At 37.5% G+C, this 23,637-nt stretch carries 25 protein-coding genes, 5 tRNA genes and 4 pseudogenes; 4 read left to right on the top strand and 30 right to left on the bottom strand.

The window, feature by feature from the left end; all coding sequences use genetic code 11:
* Window positions 1-11: 11 nt before the first annotated feature.
* The 16 genes and pseudogenes from rplL to rpsU form a co-directional block, all read right to left on the bottom strand.
* Window positions 12-389: a 50S ribosomal protein L7/L12 gene (rplL, locus tag ACFJIZ_RS22130; protein WP_379089208.1), complete on the bottom strand. Its 378-nt coding sequence runs from the start codon at window positions 387-389 to the stop codon at window positions 12-14.
* Window positions 390-453: 64 nt separating this feature from the next.
* Window positions 454-978, bottom strand: a complete 525-nt coding sequence (rplJ, locus tag ACFJIZ_RS22125) for a 50S ribosomal protein L10 (RefSeq protein WP_055132254.1) — start codon at window positions 976-978, stop codon at window positions 454-456.
* A gap of 2 nt (window positions 979-980) precedes the next feature.
* Window positions 981-1,678: pseudogene (rplA, locus tag ACFJIZ_RS22120) on the bottom strand (50S ribosomal protein L1).
* A gap of 23 nt (window positions 1,679-1,701) precedes the next feature.
* On the bottom strand, window positions 1,702-2,145 hold the full coding sequence (gene rplK / locus ACFJIZ_RS22115) for a 50S ribosomal protein L11 (RefSeq protein WP_090994168.1): 444 nt from the start codon (window positions 2,143-2,145) through the stop codon (window positions 1,702-1,704).
* A 434-nt stretch (window positions 2,146-2,579) separates the two neighbouring features.
* Window positions 2,580-3,122 carry a transcription termination/antitermination protein NusG gene (nusG, locus tag ACFJIZ_RS22110; protein WP_055132257.1) on the bottom strand — a complete coding sequence of 181 codons (543 nt, stop codon included), beginning with the start codon at window positions 3,120-3,122 and terminating at the stop codon, window positions 2,580-2,582.
* Window positions 3,123-3,131: 9 nt separating this feature from the next.
* The gene (secE, locus tag ACFJIZ_RS22105; RefSeq protein ID WP_379089204.1) at window positions 3,132-3,329 is read right to left on the bottom strand and encodes a preprotein translocase subunit SecE; all 198 of its coding nucleotides are present in this window, start codon (window positions 3,327-3,329) and stop codon (window positions 3,132-3,134) included.
* Between the two features lie 16 nt (window positions 3,330-3,345).
* Window positions 3,346-3,416, bottom strand: a tRNA-Trp gene (locus ACFJIZ_RS22100).
* 61 nt (window positions 3,417-3,477) lie between these two features.
* Window positions 3,478-4,666 (bottom strand): annotated as a pseudogene (gene tuf, locus ACFJIZ_RS22095) (elongation factor Tu).
* Window positions 4,667-4,795: 129 nt separating this feature from the next.
* Window positions 4,796-4,867: transfer RNA gene (locus ACFJIZ_RS22090), tRNA-Thr, on the bottom strand.
* Between the two features lie 69 nt (window positions 4,868-4,936).
* Window positions 4,937-5,009 (bottom strand) — tRNA-Gly (locus ACFJIZ_RS22085).
* Window positions 5,010-5,086: 77 nt separating this feature from the next.
* Window positions 5,087-5,172 (bottom strand) — tRNA-Tyr (locus tag ACFJIZ_RS22080).
* Between the two features lie 44 nt (window positions 5,173-5,216).
* A tRNA-Thr gene (locus ACFJIZ_RS22075) sits at window positions 5,217-5,289 on the bottom strand.
* A 203-nt stretch (window positions 5,290-5,492) separates the two neighbouring features.
* The gene (gene hpf / locus ACFJIZ_RS22070; protein WP_379089201.1) at window positions 5,493-5,840 is read right to left on the bottom strand and encodes a ribosome hibernation-promoting factor, HPF/YfiA family; all 348 of its coding nucleotides are present in this window, start codon (window positions 5,838-5,840) and stop codon (window positions 5,493-5,495) included.
* A gap of 13 nt (window positions 5,841-5,853) precedes the next feature.
* Window positions 5,854-6,516 (bottom strand): tyrosine-type recombinase/integrase, encoded by a 663-nt coding sequence (locus tag ACFJIZ_RS22065; RefSeq protein ID WP_379089198.1) that lies wholly within the window; start codon window positions 6,514-6,516, stop codon window positions 5,854-5,856.
* A gap of 40 nt (window positions 6,517-6,556) precedes the next feature.
* Entirely contained in the window at window positions 6,557-6,736 is a 180-nt protein-coding gene (locus ACFJIZ_RS22060; protein WP_379089195.1) for a site-specific integrase, read from the bottom strand.
* A gap of 120 nt (window positions 6,737-6,856) precedes the next feature.
* A complete protein-coding gene (gene rpsU, locus ACFJIZ_RS22055; protein ID WP_055132547.1) occupies window positions 6,857-7,051 on the bottom strand; it encodes a 30S ribosomal protein S21 in 195 nt (64 codons plus the stop codon).
* Between the two features lie 236 nt (window positions 7,052-7,287).
* Between rpsU and ACFJIZ_RS22050 the strand changes: the two genes are divergently transcribed.
* Both ACFJIZ_RS22050 and ACFJIZ_RS22045 read left to right on the top strand, forming a co-directional pair.
* On the top strand, window positions 7,288-7,551 hold the full coding sequence (locus ACFJIZ_RS22050; protein WP_379089192.1) for a hypothetical protein: 264 nt from the start codon (window positions 7,288-7,290) through the stop codon (window positions 7,549-7,551).
* Window positions 7,548-7,673 carry a hypothetical protein gene (locus ACFJIZ_RS22045; RefSeq protein ID WP_379089189.1) on the top strand — a complete coding sequence of 42 codons (126 nt, stop codon included), beginning with the start codon at window positions 7,548-7,550 and terminating at the stop codon, window positions 7,671-7,673. The genes ACFJIZ_RS22050 and ACFJIZ_RS22045 overlap by 4 nt, the downstream gene beginning before the upstream one ends.
* 73 nt (window positions 7,674-7,746) lie before the next feature.
* Here ACFJIZ_RS22045 and ACFJIZ_RS22040 read toward each other — a convergent pair whose 3' ends face one another.
* The 6 genes and pseudogenes from ACFJIZ_RS22040 to ACFJIZ_RS22015 all read right to left on the bottom strand — a co-directional run bounded on the left by ACFJIZ_RS22040 (window position 7,747) and on the right by ACFJIZ_RS22015 (window position 11,802).
* Entirely contained in the window at window positions 7,747-8,658 is a 912-nt protein-coding gene (locus ACFJIZ_RS22040) for a hypothetical protein (protein WP_379089186.1), read from the bottom strand.
* 203 nt (window positions 8,659-8,861) lie between these two features.
* Window positions 8,862-10,015: pseudogene (locus tag ACFJIZ_RS22035) on the bottom strand (acyl-CoA dehydrogenase family protein).
* A 342-nt stretch (window positions 10,016-10,357) separates the two neighbouring features.
* On the bottom strand, window positions 10,358-10,519 hold the full coding sequence (locus tag ACFJIZ_RS22030) for a hypothetical protein (protein WP_379089183.1): 162 nt from the start codon (window positions 10,517-10,519) through the stop codon (window positions 10,358-10,360).
* Window positions 10,495-10,758, bottom strand: a complete 264-nt coding sequence (locus tag ACFJIZ_RS22025; RefSeq protein ID WP_379089180.1) for a hypothetical protein — start codon at window positions 10,756-10,758, stop codon at window positions 10,495-10,497. The genes ACFJIZ_RS22030 and ACFJIZ_RS22025 overlap by 25 nt, the downstream gene beginning before the upstream one ends.
* On the bottom strand, window positions 10,755-10,883 hold the full coding sequence (locus ACFJIZ_RS22020; protein WP_379089177.1) for a hypothetical protein: 129 nt from the start codon (window positions 10,881-10,883) through the stop codon (window positions 10,755-10,757). Before ACFJIZ_RS22020 ends, ACFJIZ_RS22025 begins: the two co-directional genes overlap by 4 nt.
* 1 nt (window position 10,884) lies before the next feature.
* Window positions 10,885-11,802 (bottom strand): ComEA family DNA-binding protein, encoded by a 918-nt coding sequence (locus tag ACFJIZ_RS22015; RefSeq protein ID WP_379089174.1) that lies wholly within the window; start codon window positions 11,800-11,802, stop codon window positions 10,885-10,887.
* Between the two features lie 69 nt (window positions 11,803-11,871).
* Here ACFJIZ_RS22015 and ACFJIZ_RS22010 point away from each other — a divergent pair.
* Window positions 11,872-13,622 (top strand): annotated as a pseudogene (locus ACFJIZ_RS22010) (lysophospholipid acyltransferase family protein).
* Window positions 13,623-13,794: 172 nt separating this feature from the next.
* Here the strand turns inward: ACFJIZ_RS22010 and ACFJIZ_RS22005 are convergent.
* Window positions 13,795-14,316 (bottom strand): hypothetical protein, encoded by a 522-nt coding sequence (locus ACFJIZ_RS22005; RefSeq protein ID WP_379089171.1) that lies wholly within the window; start codon window positions 14,314-14,316, stop codon window positions 13,795-13,797.
* 98 nt (window positions 14,317-14,414) lie between these two features.
* On the opposite strand from ACFJIZ_RS22005, the gene ACFJIZ_RS22000 reads away from it, so the two are divergent.
* Complete coding sequence (locus ACFJIZ_RS22000) at window positions 14,415-15,626, top strand: hypothetical protein (protein ID WP_379089168.1); 1,212 nt, start codon at window positions 14,415-14,417, stop codon at window positions 15,624-15,626.
* Here the strand turns inward: ACFJIZ_RS22000 and ACFJIZ_RS21995 are convergent, their stop codons facing one another.
* From ACFJIZ_RS21995 to ACFJIZ_RS21965, 7 genes are all read right to left on the bottom strand, one after another.
* On the bottom strand, window positions 15,627-15,956 hold the full coding sequence (locus tag ACFJIZ_RS21995) for a hypothetical protein (protein ID WP_379089165.1): 330 nt from the start codon (window positions 15,954-15,956) through the stop codon (window positions 15,627-15,629).
* Window positions 15,957-16,094: 138 nt separating this feature from the next.
* Window positions 16,095-17,540: a hypothetical protein gene (locus tag ACFJIZ_RS21990; protein ID WP_379089162.1), complete on the bottom strand. Its 1,446-nt coding sequence runs from the start codon at window positions 17,538-17,540 to the stop codon at window positions 16,095-16,097.
* A 101-nt stretch (window positions 17,541-17,641) separates the two neighbouring features.
* Complete coding sequence (locus ACFJIZ_RS21985) at window positions 17,642-20,425, bottom strand: TonB-dependent receptor domain-containing protein (protein WP_379089159.1); 2,784 nt, start codon at window positions 20,423-20,425, stop codon at window positions 17,642-17,644.
* 112 nt (window positions 20,426-20,537) lie between these two features.
* Entirely contained in the window at window positions 20,538-21,038 is a 501-nt protein-coding gene (locus tag ACFJIZ_RS21980) for a DUF962 domain-containing protein (protein WP_379089156.1), read from the bottom strand.
* A gap of 205 nt (window positions 21,039-21,243) precedes the next feature.
* Window positions 21,244-22,806: a ribonuclease Y gene (rny, locus tag ACFJIZ_RS21975; RefSeq protein ID WP_379089153.1), complete on the bottom strand. Its 1,563-nt coding sequence runs from the start codon at window positions 22,804-22,806 to the stop codon at window positions 21,244-21,246.
* A 208-nt stretch (window positions 22,807-23,014) separates the two neighbouring features.
* Window positions 23,015-23,305, bottom strand: a complete 291-nt coding sequence (locus tag ACFJIZ_RS21970) for a cell division protein ZapA (RefSeq protein ID WP_055132273.1) — start codon at window positions 23,303-23,305, stop codon at window positions 23,015-23,017.
* Between the two features lie 31 nt (window positions 23,306-23,336).
* Window positions 23,337-23,627, bottom strand: coding sequence for a hypothetical protein (locus tag ACFJIZ_RS21965; protein WP_379089150.1), 291 nt, complete (start codon window positions 23,625-23,627; stop codon window positions 23,337-23,339).
* Between the last annotated feature and the right edge of the window lie 10 nt (window positions 23,628-23,637).

Below are 23,637 nucleotides of genomic sequence, written 5' to 3'. Positions count from 1 at the left end.
AAATTAAGTGATTACTTAATCTCAACTACAGCTCCAGCTTCTTCTAATTGTTTTTTCAAAGCTTCTGCTTCGTCTTTAGCAACACCTGATTTCAATTCTTTTGGTGCACCGTCTACTAAGTCTTTAGCTTCTTTCAAACCTAAACCAGTTAAGTCTTTAACTAATTTTACAACTGCTAATTTCTGACCACCAGCTTCTTTCAAGATTACATCGAAAGTAGATTTTTCTTCCGCTGCAGGAGCATCAGAACCACCAGCAGGTGCAGCAACAGCAACTGCCGCAGCAGCTGGTTCAATACCATACTCGTCTTTTAAGATTTGAGCTAATTCATTAACTTCTTTAACTGTTAAGTTTACCAATTGCTCAGCAAACGCTTTTAAATCTGCCATTTTATTAAGATTTTAAAAATTTACGTAAAAATAATTTTGTTTAATATCGAACTTTAGGTGTTCGTTAACCTCTTTCCTGTAGTGTTTTAACAATACCTGCAATTTTTCCACCGCCAGACTGCAATGCCGAAATAACATTTTTAGCTGGTGATTGTAATAGACCAACGATTTCGCCAATAAGTTCTTCTCTTGATTTAAGACTTACTAATGAATCTAGGTGGTTATCACCAACGAATATTGCTGAATCGATATAAGCTGCTTTCAGTTGAGGTTTATCCTCGCCTTTTCCTTTTCTAAGGCTTTTGATCAGCTTAGCTGGACCATTACCTACTTTCGAAAACAATAAGGCTGATTGACCTTTTAATGCTGCGAATATCTCAGATGAGTCGCCTTCTAATCCATCGATCGCAATTTTGATCAATGTATTTTTTGCAACTTTCATTTCGATACCGCTTTCGAAACATTTGCGACGGATGTTATTTACTTTCTCAACAGATAAGCCTGAGGTATCAGCAATATAAAAATTGCCATACTCTTGCATTTTCTCTTGTAGAGCTAAAACTACTTCTTGTTTTTCTTCTCTGTTCATAATTAGATCCCCGCTACTGATTTAGTTTCGATTGCAATTCCAGGACTCATTGTAGAAGACACGTGAATGCTTTTAAAATAAGTTCCTTTTGCAGCAGAAGGTTTTAATTTTGAAATCGTTTGAAGAACTTCCAACGCATTTTCATATATTTTCTCTGCTGAGAATGATACTTTTCCTATTGAAGCATGGATGATACCAGTTTTGTCAACTTTAAAATCAATCTTACCGCCTTTTACGTCAGTTACAGCTTTACCAACTTCGTTGGTTACTGTACCTGATTTTGGGTTTGGCATAAGGTTACGTGGACCTAAAACTCGGCCCAACTTACCTACCTTTGCCATACAAGCAGGAGTAGTGATAATAATGTCAACATCTGTCCAACCACCTTCAATCTTAGCCACATATTCGTCTAAACCTACGAAATCTGCTCCTGCAGCTTTAGCCTCTTCTTCCTTGTCAGGAGTACAAAGTACTAAAACACGTACAGTTTTACCTGTACCATGAGGTAAAGTAGCAATACCACGTACCATTTGATTGGCTTTACGTGACTTACACCTAAACTTACATCGATATCAACCGATGCATCAAATTTAGTTGTAGTGATCTCTTTTACCAAAGCAGCCGCATCCTGTAAAGAATACGATTTACCGATTTCTAGTTTAGCGTGTGCCAGTTTTTGATTTTTTGTTAATTTCGCCACTGTTGTAAACTGTTTTTTGTTAATTAATTTGTCCAAGGTGCATCACCGCTAACGGTAATTCCCATACTGCGTGCTGTTCCTGCTACCATTTTCATAGCAGATTCGATAGTGAAAGCATTTAAATCAGTCATCTTATCTTCAGCAATTGACTTAACTTGATCCCAAGTCACCGAACCAACTTTCTTACGGTTGGGCTCAGCAGAACCACTCGTTAATTTAGTAGCATCCAATAATTGAATAGCCACAGGAGGGGTTTTGATGATGAATTCGAAAGACTTGTCCACATATACAGTAATCACAACTGGTAATACTTTACCTGGCTTATCTTGGGTACGAGCATTGAATTGTTTACAAAACTCCATGATATTAACACCTTTAGCACCCAATGCAGGTCCTACTGGTGGTGATGGGTTTGCAGCTCCGCCTTTGATTTGTAATTTAACAAGTGCACCGACTTCTTTTGCCATTTTCTGATTTGTTAATTGTAATACTCAATGTTAAATATTGGAAGCATGTAACATTTTGATTCCCTTTAGCGGTATGAGAATTGAAATGTGAGAATTGAAACCTAAGCCTCTTTTAACCCATTTACCACTCCACATAAAACCAAAAGGATTGCAAAGATATGAATAATCTCTCAGGCTTACAATAGATTAGGTAAAATATATTTTATGAACAGCCATTTCATCTGCTTCATTGTCTGCTTCGCCTACCAAACCCAACATATTTCATTGCAAAATTAATGACCTATCGATGTTCAAAGCTGGTAGGTAAGTATCCGTAAAAGTGCTTTCTTTACTATTGGGATTAAGAAATTAGCAACAAAATCCCTAATTGTTTAAACAAACAAAAGCTTTCCCTTTGGAGGAAAGCTTTTGCAAATATCATCGAAAATAAATTCTTATTCTTTTTCTACTTGCATGTAGTTAAGTTCCAACGGTGTTTTACGACCAAAAATCTTAACCATCACTTTTAATTTTTTCTTTTCTTCGTTCACTTCTTCAATTACTCCAGTAAAACCATTGAACGGCCCATCCATTACTTTAACGTTCTCGCCTACATAATAAGCGATGTTCATGGTTTCACCTTGTTGGCTCATTTCATCAACCTTACCTAAAATACGGTTAACTTCTGCTTGACGCATCGGAATAGGATTTCCAGCTTTATCGCCTAAAAATCCAATTACACTATTGATACCTTTGATAATATGTTCTAACTCACCATCTAAAATTGCCTCAATCAACACATAACCTGGATAAAAGTTACGTTCTTTGGCAATTTTCTTACCCTCTTTCATTTGGTAGTATTTTTCCATAGGAATCAATACTTGAGGTACCAGATGAGAAAAACCTAAACGGCTAATTTCAGAATCGATATACTGTTTTACTTTCTTCTCTTTACCACTTACTGCTCTAACTACATACCACTTTAACTGATCGTTCATCTAGTAATATTAATTTGAAAGTGATTTATAAAAAGTTTCTAATACATAGGTAGCCCCTTTATCCATTGCAAATATCACTACTGCAATAATTAATGAAGCTACTAAAACCAATACTGCAGAATTTTGCAATTCACCCCAAGTAGGCCAAGTAACCTTTTGGGTCATTTCTTCGTACGATTCTTTGATAAATTGAACTACACTAGCCATATTTATATTTTTTATGCACGGGAACAAGGATTCGAACCCTGATCAAAGGTTTTGGAGACCTCTATTCTACCATTGAACTATTCCCGTAGACACAATTAGCTAATCAGCGAATTTGCTAATTAGCTAATTGAATTTATTTTGTATTTCCTTATTTAAGGATTTCAGTTACCTGACCAGCACCTACTGTTCTACCACCTTCACGGATAGCGAAACGTAGACCTTTTTCCATTGCGATAGCGTTGATCAATTTTACAGTGATCGTTACGTTATCACCTGGCATTACCATCTCAGTACCTTCAGCTAGTGAAATCTCACCAGTTACGTCTGTGGTACGGAAATAGAATTGAGGACGGTATTTGTTAAAGAATGGAGTGTGACGTCCACCTTCTGCTTTTGACAATACATAAATCTCAGCTTTGAAATCAGTGTGAGGAGTTACTGAACCTGGTTTACAGATTACCATACCACGACGGATATCAGTTTTCTCAATACCACGTAACAATAAACCTACGTTATCACCAGCCTCACCATAATCAAGGATCTTACGGAACATCTCAACACCAGTTACTGTAGATTTTAAGTTCTCAGCACCCATACCTAAGATCTCAACTGGATCCTCCAGAGTTGATTTGACCACGCTCGATACGACCAGTTGCTACAGTACCACGACCAGTGATCGAGAATACATCTTCAACAGGCATCAAGAATGGAAGATCAGTCAAACGTGGAGGAATTGGAATATAGCTATCAACAGCTGCCATTAATTCCATAATTTTTCCAACCCATTTTGGATCGCCGTTCAAGCCACCAAGAGCCGAACCTTGAATTACAGGGATATCATCACCAGGGAATTCATAGAAAGATAATAATTCACGAACTTCCATCTCTACTAGTTCTAGTAACTCAGAGTCATCCACCATATCCACTTTGTTCATGAAAACAACTAATGAAGGTACACCTACCTGACGAGCCAATAGAATGTGCTCGCGAGTTTGTGGCATTGGACCATCTGTAGCTGCAACCACGATAATAGCACCGTCCATTTGAGCAGCACCAGTAACCATGTTTTTCACGTAATCCGCGTGACCTGGACAGTCAACGTGTGCATAGTGACGGTTAGCTGTTGAATACTCAACGTGAGCTGTGTTAATTGTGATACCTCTTTCTTTTTCCTCTGGAGCAGAGTCAATCGAATCAAATGAACGCGCCTCAGATAAACCAGCATCAGATAACACTTTAGTGATAGCTGCTGTTAAGGTTGTTTTACCGTGGTCAACGTGACCGATAGTGCCGATGTTTAAGTGCGGCTTGCTGCGGTCAAACTTTTCTTTTGCCATGTTTTTATACTTATTAGTAGGTTAACTTTTTTATTTATTTATTGTTTTGATACAATTTCAATACAAAAAACCTTGTTCATTCTGTATAAACAACAGATTTAACAAAGTATTTATTTTTTATTCTTTTTGAGCCAACTATGGGAATTGAACCCATGACCTCTTCCTTACCAAGGAAGTGCTCTACCGCTGAGCTAAGTCGGCTTTTTAGTTTTCAGATTATAGTTACTACGGGTAAACCCTAATAACCATTCTTTGCTAACTTGCCCATTGAGCGGAAGACGAGGTTCGAACTCGCGACCTATAGCTTGGAAGGCTATCGCTCTACCAACTGAGCTACTTCCGCTTTCTAATTTTCAGTCCGCGGTTTTCAGTTTCCAGTTAAACTAACTGAGAACTTTAAACTGCAAGCTGTTAACTACTTGGTGGGGAGAGAAGGATTCGAACCTTCGAAGTCTCGCGACAACAGAGTTACAGTCTGTCCCATTTGGCCACTCTGGTATCTCCCCGCTTCTAACTTCGTCAACTTATCGCTAAGTCTAAAAATTAAAAGAGCCTCCTATCGGAATCGAACCAATGACCTACTGATTACAAGTCAGTTGCTCTACCAGCTGAGCTAAGGAGGCTTATATGATACATCAGTAAAAACAGACGTATTTTATAATAATTTAATCTTTCATAGAACATCCATTTCTTTCTGGACCAACGCCCCTTCCGAAATGGAATGCAAATCTACAAAAATTAATCTTTGAAAAAAATTTATTTTAAAAAAAATTTAGCGGGTTGTGGCCCGCTAAATCTTATTGAATTGTATCTTAAAAATATCACCCTAATAATCAGCTACTTCATCTGCGTTTAGGATGGCTTTGTGCTCGCTTAATTTTGCACGAGTTTTATCTTTATGTTTCGTAATTTGCTTTTTTAGTGATTCAATTGCCAAATCTGTCGCTTCTTCGAACGATTTACACTGCTCTTTGGCGAAAAGAGTCATACCTGGAACCATTAATTTAATCTCTGATATCTTATTTTCCTCATCTTCAACATTTTCTAACTTCAAATAAACCTCCCCACCTATGATCTGATCGAAAAACTGATCTAATTTATCTACTTTCTTCTGAATGAATTCTAATAATTTCTTGTCCGCATTGAAATGGATCGACTGTACTCTAATTTTCATTTTTCCTCCTTTTTTATGCCTTTGGATGGGCTTGTTTATATATAGATTTTAAGCGTTCTATTGAATTATGGGTATACACCTGCGTAGCTGCTAAACTTGCATGTCCCAAAAACTCTTTGATTGCATTGAGGTCTGCCCCACGATTTAGCAGACTACTGGCAAACGAATGCCTTAATACATGTGGGCTCTTTTTGTCTTGTGTTGATATTAATGTCAAATAACGATGCACAATCCGATACACGAGTTTCGGGTAAGCTGCAGTGCCTGTATTGGTAACGATTAAGGTAGTGCTTTTGTTATTAAATTTCTGCATCGATTTTAACGAAAGGTAGGCTTTTAGTTGCTCAACCAATACCTTATGAACAGGTATGATGCGCTCTTTGTTTCTCTTACCCAGAACTTTAATGGTCGATTCGTAGAAATTAATGTCTGCATCATCCAACTGTAATAATTCTGCTAAACGTATTCCAGTTCCAAAAAGCAGTTCCAAAATTATCTTGTCTCTTTGTGAAGAGAAACTTTCATCGAAGATCTCTCCACTGTCCAACAACAGGTCCATCTTGGTTTCTTCAATGAAAACTGGTAAACGTTTCGGAACTTTCGGTGCTTTGATCAACACCATGGGGTCGACAGCAATTTTTTTCTCTGTGAGCAGATATTTATAAAAGCTACGCAACGTAGAGATTTTTCTGCCAATGGCATTTGCAGAAATCTGATCAATCTAACAGATACACCATGAAACTACGCACATGGGTTGCTTTGGCCTCGATGGCCGTGAGTTCAAAATCTTTTTGCAAAAACGCTTCAAACTGTAATAAATCTGTACGATAAGATTGTATAGTGTGTGGCGAGTAGCGCTTTTCGTGTTGCAAATAGATTAAGAAACTGCTAATCATAAGCCGCTTTGGTTAGGTAGTTTGTGAATATACAAAAAATAGCAAGTCCAATTAATTTTTTGACAAAAAAAACGTCCCGATGATTATCGGAACGTTTTGATCTATTTAAACAAGTTAGAACTATAGTGTTCCTTCTTGGTTCATGTTCTGAATGTAAACAGCGTGTTTAATTTCTGTACGACGAGCTACGGATTTTTTCTCGTAAGCTTGGCGGCTACGTAATTCTCTTAATACACCAGTTTTTTCAAATTTTTTCTTGAAACGTTTAAGCGCTTTATCTAATGATTCGCCGTCTTTAATGTTAATAATGATCATAACGTTGAAATACCTCCTCTCGTTGTTTTTAAATCCCTTGTTTTACTTGGGGATGCAAATGTAGGTAAAATATTGAAAGAGAGAAAGTTTTTTCTAAAATTATGCACAAATAAATGTCAACTCTCCCAAACAAAGTCTAACCAAAAGCTTAAAATAGATAGATACCTTAAATTTAATGGTCAAAAGCACTTTCCTTATTTTTCTTTTAGTACTTTTAAATACCTCATTTACATATCATGACAACAGGAAAGAAAATCATCGCAATTGGAAGTTTGATCATTATACTGGTTCTAGGTGTAGTCATCTATTATAGATATTACTTTGTATTTGGCGAAGGTGTTAAAGCCGGCGACCTGAACTATATCGTAAAAAAAGGTTATCTCTTTAAAACCTATGAAGGCAAATTGATCCAATCTGGAATTAGGTCAAAACAGACTGGCACTGTACAATCTAACGAGTTTGAGTTTTCGGTTTCCGATGAAGCTGTTGCTAAAAAATGATGGAGAACAGTGGCAAAACTTTTGAACTCCATTATAAAGAATACAAAGGCACCCTACCTTGGCGGGGCTTTAACGTGTATGTAGTAGACAGCATTGTCAGTATGCGTGAAGTGCCTCAATAGGCCTTAAAAAAGCGACCCCAGCAAATGCTAAGGGCCACTCCTCACTATTATATAACCTTAAAACGAAAAAGCTTTAATTGACCGTGCTTAAAAAAGCATCGATGGTTGCTTGGTCTGCCGCCGCAACAGCAACATTGATGTGCAGACCATTGGTTACTGTAAAACTGCTATATCCAAAATAGATAGTGTCGTCTATACCAACCGATATAATGACCAGTTTACCTGTTAGGCCCAAGGGGATAGAGTTCAGATAAGATTGGTGTTTGTTGACCGAGGCTTCAAAAGGCAAACCGATTACGCTGTTGATGTTATCAAAGAGCAGATAGGCACGCTGTTCTTTGATACTTGGGGATACACCTGCATAAACGGGGCTGGCTGTAATGGTGGTTTTTGGAGATGGACTACTGTAAAAGTAATCACAATTTAACCAACCAAAACCTGGTAAAGAAAACTGATAGTAAGTTGGTGTAGTGGTAATGCGGGCCTTTTGGTTAAACATCCAAGTACTATCAGAAACTGTTGTACCTTTAAATTCGAACAGGTCCATTGGTTCCGTACTTAAGGTTGTAGGTACTTTGGCTTTTACGTCAGCAGCTGGGTTGAGTTTCAATTGTTGTCCATTCTGGAAGGCCAAGATCTGGAACTCACCACCCGACACCAATACTTGTCCATTGGCAGCTGTCATCTTTCCGGATAAAAGGATATCCCTTTTACTCAACACTTCTTTTAAAGTCAATTTGATGTTACCTGTTACGGCATTTCCACTGGCATCCAAAAATGCATTGGCCGGAAAATCCAGCTGAATACCTTTTGAACCCGTAATACTAAACACTGTTCCGGCAACACCATTAAAACTTTGGGTTGGAACTGAAAACTTGGCATTAAATGTTGATAGGTCCAATTTTGAAGTATTTTGAACGCCATCCTTTTTACAGGCGATCAAACAACTGATCAGTAGGATTGCGGTTAAAGTTAATTTTTTCATGATCATCTCCTTTTTGATAATGCTTACTCTATTTGGGCTTTTCGGCGTTCGCCATCTTTTATACTAGCATATCAATGAAGATTGGTTTTTGTTACCCCCCTATCGAAAAAATAAAATCCAGAAAACAAAAAAGCCGTAGCAAAAGCTACAGCTTGGTTATTAACTATTAGAAAAATGTTGAATTCAATTCAACGTGATGAGGACTATTTCAAGATCTCTCTTGCGATTACAATCTTCTGGATCTCTGAGGTTCCTTCTCCAATTGTACAAAGCTTACTATCACGATAGAATTTCTCAACAGGGAAATCTTTGGTATAACCGTAACCTCCAAAAATCTGAACGGCTTCGGTTGCGCATCTTACGGCAACTTCTGATGCATAATATTTGGCCATTGCCGATTCTTTAGTCATAGGTAAATGACGGTTCTTCAGATCTGCAGCCTGACGGATCAACAGTTCCGCAGCTTCTATTTCAGTTGCCATATCGGCCAGCTTGAAGCTGATGCCTTGGAAACTTGCCGATCGGCACTCCAAATTGATGACGTTCTTTGGCATAAGCAACTGCCGCCAAATAAGCTCCTTTTGCAATGCCTAAAGATAAAGCTGCAATGGAGGATCCTGCCACCATCCAAAACTTTCATGGCCTGTTTAAAACCATCGCCTTCTTTACCTAAAAGATTTTCTTTAGGTACGCGACAGTTATCAAAAATCATTTCTGTTGTTTCTGATGCGCGCATCCCTAATTTATTCTCTTTTTTTCCGGCTGTAAAACCTGGTGTTCCACGTTCAACCACGATGGCTGATATCCCTTTAGAACTACCTGCTTCTCCCGTACGTACCATCACGACGGCCACATCTCCAGATTTACCATGGGTAATCCAGTTTTTAGCACCGTTGATCACGTATTCATCACCGTCTAATACAGCTGTAGTGGTCATACGAAGGGCATCAGAGCCCGTATTGGCTTCAGTTAGACCCCAAGCGCCAATCCATTCGGCTGTTGCCAGCTTAGGTAACCATTTAAGTTTTTGCTCTTCGTTACCAAAGGCCAAAATATGGCCTGTACAAAGCGAATTATGCGCCGCAACAGATAAACCGATTGAACCGCAAACCTTGGCAACTTCTACAATTACATCTACATATTCTTGATATCCAAAACCAGAACCTCCGTAGGCCTCTGGTACAAGTACGCCCATCAGTCCGAGCTCACCTAATTGTTTAAAGATTTCTACTGGAAAATGTTGGGCCTCATCCCACTCCATTACGTTTTGGCGAATATTCTTTTCGGCAAAATCGCTCACCATTTTCCTGATCATTTCTTGATTTTCTACTACTTCAAAGCTAAAGCCTGTATTCATATATGGGGTAGTGTTTAAAAAAAGAAACTGCTTAAACTCTTGGCTAATGTAGCGTTTGGTTTTAAACAGTTTCTTAAGATTTATATTTGGTTGGGGACAATGATAAGCAAATATTACAACAGATTTAGCATATTCAAATTGCTTAAAAAGTAGAATGTTTTGGTATTCGGTTCAATAACCTATTGCATTAAATAGAGGCCAGAGAAATTTACCTGAAATATTTTTTTATTTTTTTTGAAAAAAAATCGTTGACCTATCTATTTCGGGCATTCCAAGCATAGTTTATTAAAAACCTTTGGTTCGTGTAGACACAAACCAAGGACACGAATCAAGGATAAAAACCTAAAATGAGGCCAGAGAAAATGTATGCGGGCAAAAAGAAGTCAACCTGTCCCTACCATTTAGAAAGTCTAAGCTGATCAAAAAAGAATAGGCCACAACTTTTGCCTCCAACTGTTCAACAAGTTTAGAAGCGGCCACTACCGTACCTCCAGTGGCAAGCAAGTCGTCGTGGTCAATACATTTTGCCCAGCCGTGAAGGCATCTTCATGTACTTCTAGTGTTGCACTTCCATATTCCAAATCGTACGATTGTTGTATGGTTTTGTAAGGAAGCTTACCTGCCTTGCGGATAGGTACAAAAGGTACATTTAAAGCCTGGGCCAAAGCCAGTCCAAACAAAAATCCCCTGCTTTCTATTCCGGCTACCACATCTATCTGCATCCCTACCAACTGTGCCTTCAAAGCTTCGGTGATTTCCCTGCATAATTGAGTACTTTTAAAACAGGGGTAATGTCTTTAAATACAATTCCAGGTTTTGGGAAATCAATTACATCTCTTAGGGTCTGTTTGATTTTTGCTTCGATCATTTTAGAAAGTTAGGTATGGTGCTAGCTGTTGGATTATTTGAGGGCTCAAGATAACAACTTTCTTTAAATCTTCAATGTTCTGATAGTTGCCGTGTTGCTTTCTGTATTGAATGATTGCATTGATCTGTTTGTATTTGAGATAGGGATGGTTTTTCAGGTCATCAAATGCTGCAGTATTGATATTGATCTTACGGATACTGGCTGCATTCACCTTCACCTGATCCTTTATTTCATTGAATTTGATGCTATCCAAGCCATACACCTCCATTAACTGTTCTTTTTTGTAAAAACCACCCAACCGCTCACGGTATTTAGCAATCCGCCTTGCAAAAGCTGCCCCTATTCCCTTGATTTCGTCCAATTGAAGGGTGTCTGCAGCATTGATTTCAACAATAATCAATTCCTTTTTCTCATACATAGGTTTAGCAGGATAACCTTTGTTTTCATACCTATTGGTTAGCTCCTTATTCGCAATTGCTACATATGGGGCCAGCTCCTTATATTTTTTTGGAGAGATGGTGTACATTTTCTGCAGATCTTCTGTTTTATAAAACCTGCCGCCTTTGTTTCTGTAGTTAATGATAGCCTGTGCCTGCTTTGCAGAAAGGCCTAATTGTTGCCATTGTGTTCCATCAATCTGATTGGAATCAAACTTAAATAAATGGGCATTGACTGTCGATTCATTATCCTCAATTTGTGTACGTATGTTGGTGTAGTGGTTTTGGGCTTGTTGCTGGTTTACAAAAACGAGTTTTTGAAGGGCATTTTTTTCAACTGGTGAGATTTTTTCCTTCTTTATCAAGAATGACGAATAGAGATAAGGCAATGCACTTATTGCCAATAAAATAGCCATTAAGACCAATAAACCATTGTACTCTCGCTTTGTAAAGCCAAAGTAGTTATTTAACCAATTTTTCATAGATAGCATAGGTACTATAAATATAAATCTTATTTTTGAGATTGCTTTACAATTTAAAATCTGCCATAGATGAAGATCATAACAACAAAAGAATTTGCCAAAGCAACCAAGATAGACAAACTGGGCGTTCCGGGTCTTGCGGCTTTATTGATGGAAGTGATGAAGCTGAACGATATCAATAAAGTGTTTTCACAGAATGAACATTTTGCCGGTTTAGAGTTTGTAGACAAGATTTTGGAGACCATTGGTGTGACCATAGATTTTGATGAAGACGACCTCAAAAACATTCCTAAAACTGGTGGTTTCATCGCCATTGCCAACCATCCTTACGGTGGTGTAGAGGGTTTGGCATTGGTAAAGCTTTTGTGTACGGTTAGACCAGAAGCCAAGGTAATGGTCAACTTCATCCTTAAAAAGATACCAAACCTGAGCGAGTTTTTTGTCGCCGTCAATCCTTTTGAGAATGTGCAGCACTCTTCTAGCATCAGTGGCTTAAAAGCAACATTCGACCTCTTAAAAAGTGGAACACCGTTAGGTATATTCCCTGCTGGTGAGGTTTCTACTTTCAATCTGGAAAGTCAAGAAGTAACAGACAGGTTGTGGCATCCTGTAGTAGGCAAGTTGATTGCCAAAGCAAAAGTTCCGGTGGTACCAATCTACTTCCACGGCAACAATGGCGTACTGTTCAATATATTGAGCTTTATCCACCCAACTTTAAGAACTGCAAAACTACCTTCAGAGTTTTTAAACAAACAGGGATTGAACATCAAGGTACGCATTGGCAAACCGATCAAGATCGAAGATGTTTCTTATAAAAACAATACCAATACCCTTCTTGACTTTTTAAGAGCCAGAACCTATGCTTTGGGTACAAGCCTAGAAGAAGAGAAAAAATTATTCAATCCGATCAGTCTTTTTAAAAGAAAGAAAAAACCTGAACAGGTTGTACCCGAAACCGACCGTAACCTTATTGTAAAAGAGGTCGAAAAACTGGAAAGTTTTAGGGTTTGGGAAGAAAAAAACTACCACGTTTACATCACGCCTACCGCAAGTATCCCCAATATATTAAGAGATCGGCCGTTTACGAGAAATTACTTTTAGGGAAGTTGGAGAAGGCACCAATAAAAAAATAGATCTTAGACAATTACGACATCTATTACAACCATTTATTTATCTGGGATACTGACCAACAAAACATCGTAGGTGCTTACCGCATTGGTAAAGGCGACGAGATCCTGAACATGTTGGGACGTAGAGGCTTTTATTTATCTGAGTTGTTTAAAATCAAGGAGCCTTTTTATCCTATCTTAAGGCAAGGGATAGAATTGGGCAAGTCTTGAATTAGAAAAGAATACCAGCAAAAACCATTGCCCCTATTCTTGCTATGGAAAGGGATTTTGAAATACCTGGTAGAAAATCCAAAATACAGGTACATGTTTGGACCAGTAAGTATCAGCAACAACTTTTCTAAGTTTTCTAAATCGTTGATTGTGGATTACATTACCAAAAACCATTTCGATTACGAACTGGCACATTATGTAAAACCTAAAAACAAATTTAAGGCCGACCTTACCCCCATTGATACGGATTTATTGATAGAGAACAGCGAATCGCTAAAAGATTTAGATGGTTTGATTGGTGATATTGAAAATTCGCACATCAAGATTCCTGTGTTGTTGAGGCAGTACATGAACCTGAATGCCAAGATCATCTGTTTCAATATTGACCCTAAATTTTCAGACTGTTTGGATGGATTTTTAGTGGTAGACCTGCATCAGATACCAGCAGAAGTATTGGAAAAGATTGGTAAGAACTTCTAATCCGAAAATGATTTATACAACAAAAGCCCTGACATCCATCGGGGCTTTTTGTTATCAACTAACCTAAACTTTATATTAAATATTAACCAGATATTTAACGTTACAAAAGTAAGTTAGCCATGTTAAGCCTTTGTAAAATATTGATTATTTAAACATTATTTAATATGCTCGCCTAGTTGGTTACAAAATTGGGAGAGAAATATTGTTTGATGTAAAGTGTATGTTTATAATTGGGATTTGAAACTGATTGTAATATTATTTCAGCTTCCAAAATCCATTTTGTTTGGTCTGAAGGTTTATCGGGTGTAAGATTTCTACCTTTTACATATCCGCCTACAGCTTTAACATCTACATAATCACAACTCGTACATATCAATAGATATTGTACTTTTCCATTTCGGATATCCTTATCATTCAACGTAAATTGTTGCGCATCCATTGGTGCTTTGATATACAATTTGGCTTGTGAAGCTGCAGTATTGAACTCTGTAAAAAACAAACGATAACTACCTGACTTTAGAACAATAGGCGACAGGCTTACATCTGCCTTTTCTGTAAACAGGTATCTGCAAGTCTCCGCTTGGCAGTTGGTCAAGTTTTTCTCGTCAATATCAACGATTTCTTTTTCTTTGCTGCACGACAGGCCAAGGATCAGGGCTAAGCCCAATGTAAATAGGTTTAGTTTTTTTAACATAGTTTTTGGTTTTATCATCAAAACGTAGAAAATGTAGCAAACGCAACACGATTCGTGTTAATTCTACGTATATTTAATATAAATTAATTGTTAACTTATTGAAAAAGCGAATTGGACTTATGGTTTACAAGGCACTGATCCTGATCGGATTGATGTTTTGCTGCGCCCAAGCCAATGCGCAGAACTATAGTTTTGAATTTTATGATGGTACTTTCAATTTTGAAGCCGATTCTACTATTCAAATCAGTTTCAATGATGAACTGAGCAACCAATCTATCAAAAAATTCTATAACCAGATCAATGCTGGACATTATCAGGAGCTGATCAGTTCTCTAACTGCCTATAAAGAGAAAAACAAGCTAAACGATTGGTTGTACTATCAATTAGTTAGAAAAACAGCGCAACAATTGAGCCCAAAAGCCGACAATTATAACCGTTATACCTTGTACAAATGGTTTCTAATGACCAAATCTGGTTTTGACGCTAAACTGGCCATTGGCAATAATCAGATCATTTTCTATGTACGCAATGATGAAGACATCTCGGATATTCCCTTCTTCATGATTGACAATAAAAAATACATGTGCCTCAATTATCATGATTATGGCAAGCTATTTAAAGGCGATGGAGTTTATCAGCCTATTGACCTAGCTTTGCCAGAAGCGAAACATGATTTTAGCTATAAGGTTACCAGAATGCCTGATTTTAAACCTGAAGACTATGAGGAAAAACAAATCGCATTTAATTACAAACACAAAGCCTATCACTTTAAGGTGAAAGTGAATAAAGAGGTTACCGCAATCTTTGAGAACTATCCTGGGGTAGATTTTGCAACTTATTTTAACATCCCTCTAAGTCACGAGACTTATCAATCGCTTATCCCCATCCTTAAAGCTAACTTGAAGGGGATGAACGAAAAGAAAGGCGTAGATTACCTCATGCGTTTTACCAGGTATGCCTTTTTATTTGAAACAGACGAAGACAATTTCGGCAAGGAAAAACGCCTATCTCCAGAGCAAACCCTGCTTAATCCATACAGTGATTGTGATGATCGAGCTGCACTATTCTTCTATTTGGTAAAGGAGATATATAATCTCCCTATGATTGCCTTACTTTATCCTACGCATATTACCATGGCGGTTCAGTTTGACAAACCTGTTGGTAGCAATTCTATTTTGTACAATGGCAAGGCCTATACAGTTTGCGAGCCAACCCCGCAGCTAAAAGATTTACGAGTTGGAGAGCTATCTGCCAGCTTAAAAAATAAACCTTATGAAGTGGTTTATCATTATGATCCGCTAAACAAGTAACTAAAAACGCGGTCCAATCCCTTTTACGGTATTGTCTTTGATCCATATATAAACGATAATTGGACCAAGCTGGGCATCTTCGGTTGTTCCGAACGTAACACTTACCGATTTTGGATCTTCAACACTTGGTTTAGCTATTGGAGCAAGTTCCCAGTTTGTATTTACAGTGGCTTTTTGTGCCGCGGTAAGGTAGTTCCAAGCTAGGCTCCTATAGTCTCTATCGGTCATTTCTAACTTTTCTTTTTTACAGGCAGTAAGAGACATCAGGAATAAGCTGAGTACCATCACCATTTTACCTGAAAATTTTAAGAGATTGCTTTGAGTTTGCATAATTGTTTTCTTTTTAATTTATAATGAATACGAAATCCGTGTACAATTCGCTACAACTGCTATGCTAAGTTTTTTTTAAAAAAAAGAAGCCTGCAATGCTTTAGACACCACAGGCTTCCTTTTAAATATTTTGATTAACTATTTTACAGCTCCAGGAGTTGTATAAGCTAAAGCTTGTGGGTTAAAGTGAGCCCAACTAGCTGTCCAGTCTGTAGTACCAAACGCACCTTTGTAAGCCACTTTCTCAAAGAATGAGCCAGAAACCTTAGCGTCTGTAAACAAAGCACCACTTGCTGCTGCCGAACCTGCCAACACTGTAAAATTGGTTGTACCTACAGTACTACCCGGTACACCTAGGTCTGCTCCAAACATGTAAGGGTTTGTCATTACTGCACCTGCAAATAATGCTTTATCAAAAATGTTATCTGTACGTAATTTTGCTTCAATTGCTGTAGCAACACTCGCTGTACTTACACTTACTTCTAAACCTTTTGTACCATAGATCAAGTTGTTTGCGAATACTAACGAACCTGAAGTATAATTTGTAGAGGTTGATCCTGCAGTAGTAACTTTAGTATCATCGATATATAAACCTACCGGGAAACCTGTAATGATAGAGTTTAAGATGCTAATAGATGAGTTACGACGGATCTGAGCACCATTTTGATAGTTGGCATCAATAGCTGCGCCTGCTTTCTGAATTGGGCCTATTACAGTAATGTTTGAAAATACAGCAGAAGTTTTTGGAGTTTCGTCAGTACCATTACCGTTGTTATCAGATTCGAAAGCGTTTGAACCAGATTGATCCGCTTTTAATGGCACACGTTGTGCTAAAGCAAACTGGATGTTACCTGAGTAACCAAAATCGGTATCAAAATCATCATCCCAAGTACCAACCGCCAATAAGTGTTTTGCATTAACTGTACCACCAAACCATTCAAAAGCATCATCACCTGAACGATAGATTTGGATATAATCTAATGTAGTACCGTTACCAACACCACCTAAAGTTAAACCATTGATTTCACTGTTAACAGTATATTCAACACCTGCATATTCAATACGTACATATTTTAAAGTACCTGAATTATCAGCTGGATCTGTACCACCGAAGAAGGTATACACTTTTTCATCTTTTCCAGTTGGCGCAACAGGTCCACCTTCAATTTTTACATCTGTACCTTGGTTTGTTGGCGCTTTACCTAAAAGGATAACACCACCCCAATCCCCTTTATCACGAGCACCTGATGGCAAAGCTGAAGTAAACACGATTGGTTTATCGGCAGTACCTGTAGCATTGATCTTAGATCCACGAGTTACAATTAAAGTAGCTTTACTTGCTTTATCTCCTTTGATGATTGTACCAGGTTCAATAGTTAATGTTGCACCATTGCTTACATAAACAAAACCTTTTAACAAGTATATTTTACTTGCAGACCAAGTTGTATTGGTTGAGATTTCTCCACTTATCTCTACAACATCACCTTTTGGAGTAGTAGGTTCTTCATCAACAACTGTGTTTTTTTTACATGAGGTTGCAAATAAAACAACCGATAATGCCAATAATAAAATCTTGTTTTTCATTTCCTTTTTGAAATTTTCTTTTATGAATTAATTAATACAAATAGATTACTTTAAGTTATCTTAATGGTTAAGCATACATTAACAATGTGTTAAGGCGTTTCTTAAAATGAGTAAGTAAATGATAATGAAACGTTTGTACCAGGTTTATAAGACATAATGGTTTCGTCGCCACCATTGGTATCGAACTTTTTATTCTTGTTGTAATCGAAATAAATCGTATTTCTTTCACTTAGAATATCAGCAACATTAAGTTTAAGTTCTCCTCTGGTTTTCATCACTTTGTAACCAGCCTGGAAATCAATAACATTTCTTGGTGCCTCCCAAGTACTTGGGAAGTTAATCCCACTGGCCTGGATGATACTTCTTCCAATTCTATTGTAAAGCAAATTGAAATTCAGTTTATTTTCTAGTGCACTATGTTGCAGACCAGCATTGATTACATAAGGCGATTGACCAACCATCGGACGTACTTTATCTATATATTTTTGATCTTCTGGATTTTTCACTTCAGACTTGATCAAAGAAAGGTTCAAATAAGCTGTTGTATTTTTAAATACCCCTGCATTGCCGATAAAGGTCAATTTTTTTCTGGCTTCCAATTCTATACCGTAAACAAATGCTTTGGCAGTATTGAAATAAGAAATATCAGGTGTAGAGTTTACATCGTAGCGATATGACTCGATGGCATTGGTAAAGTGTTTATAAAAAACAGATGCAGATAATATTTCTCCAGCACCTGGATAGGTCTCATATCTTAAATCTGCATTGTCAATTGATGTACGTTTCAGGTTTGAATTTCCACCTTGTAAAGCAAGTAGCTCATAATCGTAGAATGAGAATGGCGCCAACTCTCTAAATTCTGGTCTAGCTAAAGTACGGTAGTAAGATGCCCTGAAATTACTTTTTGCATTGATGTTATAGGTATAGTTTACCGATGGTAAGATGTCTAATTTAGTATCATCAACTATAGGCTTGTTGGTATTTAATCTAACCTGATAGTTTTCAATTCTTAAGCCGTAGATTACTCTATGTTTATCTCCAAATTTTTGGTCCAACATTCCATAACCATAATTGTTCAATGAATTGGCATCATAGTTATCAGCATCGTTAGCAATCTCGCCCAACTTGTAAACGCCCGACTCAATAAGTGAAGGTGAGAATATCTGGTCTACAGGCAATGTTCTGATTGCTTTTTGTTGGTCAGGATCATTTGTATTTAAGATCGCTCCCAAAAATCTTGCGGTAAATGTACGCTCTCTATATTGCGAACCTAAACCAACTTTAAAGGTAGTAGGCGCATTAAACAACTTGAATGCAGTGCTATAATTTACATCGCCAGAATAGATATTTTCATCTAAATCAGAGAACAAACGGCTATTTTCTTTACCCAATGAAGTGATGTTTGCCTGATAAGGAACACTTGGATCATTTTGGGCTGCGATTGGCTTCATGTAAATGATCTTCAATTGGTTTGGCTGGTTATTTTTAACATTGCTATAAGAAGCCGACCATTTTAATTTACTTTTTCCTGTACCAATTTGATGATCACCTTCTAATGTGCTCTTCAATAAAGATTTCTGCATCACATCATAGGCATAAAACTTGTTCGCTGTTGTAGAGCTATTGTCAATTCCCGCACGCTCAGTATAGTTATCATCGTATGTTTTATTATAGATGTTCTTGAAACTGATCTTGTTTTTACCAAAGCTATAGGCAAAATTTGCCAATGCGCCTATATTGGTACTGAACTTATATTGATTGTCATTATAGTCATACTCATAGAAATCTCTTTTAACATCTCTATTGGTATTCTGCGAATTACGATAAGTTAAAGAGAATAAAGCTCCAAAACGATTGTTGTTTTCGAATTGTTTTACTCTACCTATGTTAAACTGATAACTCTGGCTTGGCAATGCAGCATTGTTGTTGATTCTAAAATCATTTGGTAATGATTTTAAGGCACCAATGTTTCTTGCAGGCGTTAATCCAGTAATCACTCTATTTTTTGTTGGGAAATTATCAGCCAGCTGTTTAGAGCCATTGTCGTATCCTAAATAGTTTAAGGCATTTTTACCTGTTCCTAAAAAATCTTTAAAGGTTGATTGGCTGTTGTAACCATAGCCTAAACCAAAAGACAAGAAGTTTTGATCCGGAATATCTTTGGTTGTGATCTGAACCGCTCCTCCTGCAAAATCTGCAGGTAAATCTGGTGTAGCGGTTTTACTGATGGTAATTTTGTCTACCAAGTTTGAAGGCACAATATCAAAAGAAAACGCCTTACGGTTTGGCTCTGTACTGGGCAAGGTAGAATTATCTAATGAGGCCGAATTGTAACGGTCGCTCAATCCCCTAACTACCACAAATTTATTATCCTGAATGGTTGCGCCACTGATACGTCTTAAAGCTTCTGATGTATTTTTATCAGGAGACCTTTTGATCTGGTCGCTAGAAATACCATCTGAGATCACAGCACTGTTTTTCTGTTGTGCATATAATGAATTAACAGATTCTTGTTTAAAACTTGCAGTAACTACAATTTGGTTAAGTGTTTGTGAACTTTCATCCATTACGATGTTTAATGTAGTTGTTGCATTTGATTTAACTTCTACATCAGTGATACGTTTGGTTGAGTAGGTAACATAAGTAATTTCTAAGGTATATTTCCCTTCGGCCAAACCACCAAGGATATATTTACCATCAACATCTGTACCTACAGCTTTTGTAGTACCTACAATTTTAACAGCGGCACCAATTAGTGCTTCTCCTGTTTTTTTATCTGCTACTGTTCCTGCGATTTTTCCAGTTCCCTGAGCGAAAACTACAGCACTTATGCCTACAAATAGTAATGTGATAAATGCCTTTTTAAGAGTTAGTTGTAATTTCAATTTGCCTGATTATTTGTTTAGGCAAAGCTATTACCACAATGTTAGCCACATGTTAGCTTTAAATTACCATTCGTTTACCCAAAGGTTAACAAATTGTTAAATGGCCAGAGTTTCAGTATTTCAAGCCTATTTTTTTACAGATAAAATGTAATAACCAAATTGGACCGATTAACAAAAACTTAACATCATCTAAAAATGAGGGCTTTTTGCCTTCTATTTTATGGCCAATGAACTGGCCAATCCATGCCAACACAAAAATAACCAGACACGATAGCCAAACTGCCGGCCCGCCATTTGCCGCCCACCCTTCTAAAAGAATAATAAAATATGACATCAGTCCAATGACCCAAAGCATTAAAAAAGAGAGCACTGGCGAAAGGGTATAATAATAATAGACAGAAAAAGCAATCAGGAACGAAGCCCAGTTTAAAAATGTAGCATATTGACCTAAAAAAGCCAAGTGTGGAAATGGGATCATCCAAACCAAGCCCAACAGACTGAATACGATCAAGGGCACACAAATCCAGTGAATAAGCTCATTGGTATGGTTTTGATGGCTTTCCGCATATTTATCAAAAAGTACATCTACTGGTCTTTTGGCTGGTTGTTCCATTTTACAATTTTTAATTGGCCTCAAAGGCACAAAATACACAAATTTGTTATTCGAATTTAACCAAAAGGCAAAAGTGCAGTTTGGCGAATGCTATGTTTCGATGATTAAATTAATGATATAAAAATAAAAAAAGCGATAGAATTATCTACCGCTTTTATAAATAAATTAAATTGCTTCGTCATAAACTCCTCGCAAATACGAGAAATTACTTCGCAAAAGCCACTGATCTGGTTTCTCTGATTACCGTTACCTTGATCTGTCCTGGATAAGTCATTTCGGTTTGGATACGATTAGAGATATCAGCAGCTAATAGTTCTGCCTGTTGATCGGTTACCCTTTCGCTTTCTACTACAACCCTTAATTCTCTACCTGCCTGTATCGCAAAAGTTTTTTCAACTCCCGGATAAGACAAAGCCAATTCTTCCAATTCTTTTAAACGTTTGATGTAACTCTCTACTACCTCACGTCTTGCACCTGGTCTTGCTCCAGAAATCGAGTCACAAGCTTGTACAATTGGTGAAATCATAGATGTCATCTCAATTTCGTCGTGGTGGGCGCCAATGGCATTACAAACTTCCGGATGCTCTTTATACTTTTCGGCCAATTGCATTCCCAAGATCGCGTGTGGCAATTCTGGGTTATCATCAGGCACTTTACCTATATCGTGTAATAGACCTGCACGTTTGGCCATTTTTGCATTCAAACCTAATTCTGCTGCCATCGTTGCACAGAAGTTGGCCACCTCACGCGAGTGATGCAATAAGTTCTGTCCATAAGAAGAACGGTAACGCATACGACCTACCATTCTGATCAACTCAGGGTGTAGGCCATGGATTCCTAAATCAATTACCGTACGCTCGCCTATTTCTACAATTTCGTCTTCAATCTGTTTTTTGGTTTTTGCTACCACTTCCTCAATACGGGCTGGGTGGATACGTCCATCTGTTACCAAACGGTGCAAAGCCAAACGTGCAATCTCTCTTCTTACTGGATCAAAACCAGACAAGATGATCGCCTCCGGTGTATCATCAACAATGATCTCAATTCCGGTTGCGGCTTCCAAAGCACGGATATTTCTTCCTTCTCTACCAATTACACGACCTTTGATCTCATCATTATCGATATGGAAAATAGATACAGAATTTTCAATAGCGGCTTCTGCTGCCGTACGTTGTATCGTTTGGATAACTACTTTTTTTGCTTCTTTACTTGCGGTTAACTTCGCTTCGTCAACAATATCCTTAACCTGCATCATGGCTTGAGAACGCGCTTCCGACTTCATGTTTTCTACCAATTGGTTTTTGGCTTCTTCAGCACTCAAACCCGCAATGGTTTCCAATTGTTGTACATGTTGTTTTTTCAATACATCTACTTCTTCCTGCTTTTTAATTGCCAAAGTAGTCTGTTTCTCTAAGTTGTTACGTTGGTTATCCAATTCCTGCTCTTTGCGGTTCATGTTTTCCAACTTCTGGTTAAGCGATTGTTCTTTTTGCTTAATGCCATTTTCGCGTTGGTTTACCTCGTTGTTTCTAGAATTTACCTGCTGCTCGTGTTCTGCCTTCATTTGCAAGAACTTTTCTTTCGCCTCTAACAATCTATCTTTTTTTAGGTACTCAGCATTGCTTTCTGCATCTCTAAGTATCTTTTTTGCCTTGTTCTGTGCCGCAACTTCCTGCTGTTTCAACAGATTACGCAGTAGGTACCTCCCTACTACAATCCCAGCAACCAAGCTGACCAATATACACCCTATTATTCCTATTATGTCCATTTCAAATTATATAAAAAAACCGTCACTAAATTATTATGTTTCGTGTGCACTGTAATTGACCACATCGATGTACAACATGCACATCAAATTGATCGAATACAGAAATATTGAAACATAAAATCCAGCCACGGCCAAATTTTATTAGCTGTTGAGTTTAAAAACACTTCGCGTAAACACAGCATGTTTTTAAACTTTTATAAAGAACGTTTTATTTTGCGAAAAATCCGTTTAATAAACTATCTAACTCCTCTACCTTCTCAGCAACTGCAGAATCTTGGTTTTGCACCTTATGCTCAGTTCTCAATACCGCTGTTGCATAGTGCAGCACCGCCATTGAAAGCAAATCCTGTTTATCCCTAACCGCATAATTTTCTTGGTAGTCTTTTATACGTTCATTAATAATTTTAGCCGCCCGTCTTACAATTTCTTCTTCCTCAACATTTACCTTTAGGGGATAAATACGGTCAGAAATAGTTATTTTAATCGAGATTTCTCCCATTTTTGTAGCTTTGTTTCAATTTTTATATTACCTATTTTTTAAGTAACACTACACACTTATCAATTTCACGCACAAATTCGTTAATTTTTTGCTTTATATCAAGTGTCTTTTCACTTGTGCCTTCAATACTTTTTGCCAATTTCAACACCCTTAACTTTTCATCAAGGTCTGTATGTTTCACTTTTGCCGCTTCTAGCGCTGCTTTTGTATGTTGGTTTTCTAATTTTAATAAGTCGTTTTCTTCTTGTAAAGCATTACATAACTCAATCAATCGAGCGGTTTTTTGTAATACATTATTTAATTGATCGGCAACCGAAGACATTTTTAAACTT

The organism is Pedobacter sp. UC225_65 (assembly GCF_042698365.1).
Taxonomy (GTDB): Bacteria; Bacteroidota; Bacteroidia; order Sphingobacteriales; family Sphingobacteriaceae; genus Pedobacter.
Note: the sequence above shows the minus strand (reverse complement) of the source record. Positions and strands in the feature narration are given on the sequence as shown.

Coding starts and splice junctions, on each gene's coding strand:
- rplL (WP_379089208.1), bottom strand. CDS start 389: ATGGCAGATTTAAAAGCGTTTGCTGAGCAATTGGTAAACTTAACAGTT.
- rplJ (WP_055132254.1), bottom strand. CDS start 978: ATGAACAGAGAAGAAAAACAAGAAGTAGTTTTAGCTCTACAAGAGAAA.
- rplK (WP_090994168.1), bottom strand. CDS start 2,145: ATGGCAAAAGAAGTCGGTGCACTTGTTAAATTACAAATCAAAGGCGGA.
- nusG (WP_055132257.1), bottom strand. CDS start 3,122: ATGAACGATCAGTTAAAGTGGTATGTAGTTAGAGCAGTAAGTGGTAAA.
- secE (WP_379089204.1), bottom strand. CDS start 3,329: ATGGCTAGTGTAGTTCAATTTATCAAAGAATCGTACGAAGAAATGACC.
- hpf (WP_379089201.1), bottom strand. CDS start 5,840: ATGAAAATTAGAGTACAGTCGATCCATTTCAATGCGGACAAGAAATTA.
- ACFJIZ_RS22060 (WP_379089195.1), bottom strand. CDS start 6,736: ATGATTAGCAGTTTCTTAATCTATTTGCAACACGAAAAGCGCTACTCG.
- rpsU (WP_055132547.1), bottom strand. CDS start 7,051: ATGATCATTATTAACATTAAAGACGGCGAATCATTAGATAAAGCGCTT.
- ACFJIZ_RS22050 (WP_379089192.1), top strand. CDS start 7,288: ATGACAACAGGAAAGAAAATCATCGCAATTGGAAGTTTGATCATTATA.
- ACFJIZ_RS22045 (WP_379089189.1), top strand. CDS start 7,548: ATGATGGAGAACAGTGGCAAAACTTTTGAACTCCATTATAAAGAATAC.
- ACFJIZ_RS22040 (WP_379089186.1), bottom strand. CDS start 8,658: ATGAAAAAATTAACTTTAACCGCAATCCTACTGATCAGTTGTTTGATC.
- ACFJIZ_RS22020 (WP_379089177.1), bottom strand. CDS start 10,883: ATGATCGAAGCAAAAATCAAACAGACCCTAAGAGATGTAATTGATTTC.
- ACFJIZ_RS22015 (WP_379089174.1), bottom strand. CDS start 11,802: ATGAAAAATTGGTTAAATAACTACTTTGGCTTTACAAAGCGAGAGTAC.
- ACFJIZ_RS22005 (WP_379089171.1), bottom strand. CDS start 14,316: ATGTTAAAAAAACTAAACCTATTTACATTGGGCTTAGCCCTGATCCTT.
- ACFJIZ_RS21995 (WP_379089165.1), bottom strand. CDS start 15,956: ATGCAAACTCAAAGCAATCTCTTAAAATTTTCAGGTAAAATGGTGATG.
- ACFJIZ_RS21990 (WP_379089162.1), bottom strand. CDS start 17,540: ATGAAAAACAAGATTTTATTATTGGCATTATCGGTTGTTTTATTTGCA.
- ACFJIZ_RS21980 (WP_379089156.1), bottom strand. CDS start 21,038: ATGGAACAACCAGCCAAAAGACCAGTAGATGTACTTTTTGATAAATAT.
- rny (WP_379089153.1), bottom strand. CDS start 22,806: ATGGACATAATAGGAATAATAGGGTGTATATTGGTCAGCTTGGTTGCT.
- ACFJIZ_RS21970 (WP_055132273.1), bottom strand. CDS start 23,305: ATGGGAGAAATCTCGATTAAAATAACTATTTCTGACCGTATTTATCCC.
- ACFJIZ_RS21965 (WP_379089150.1), bottom strand. CDS start 23,627: ATGTCTTCGGTTGCCGATCAATTAAATAATGTATTACAAAAAACCGCT.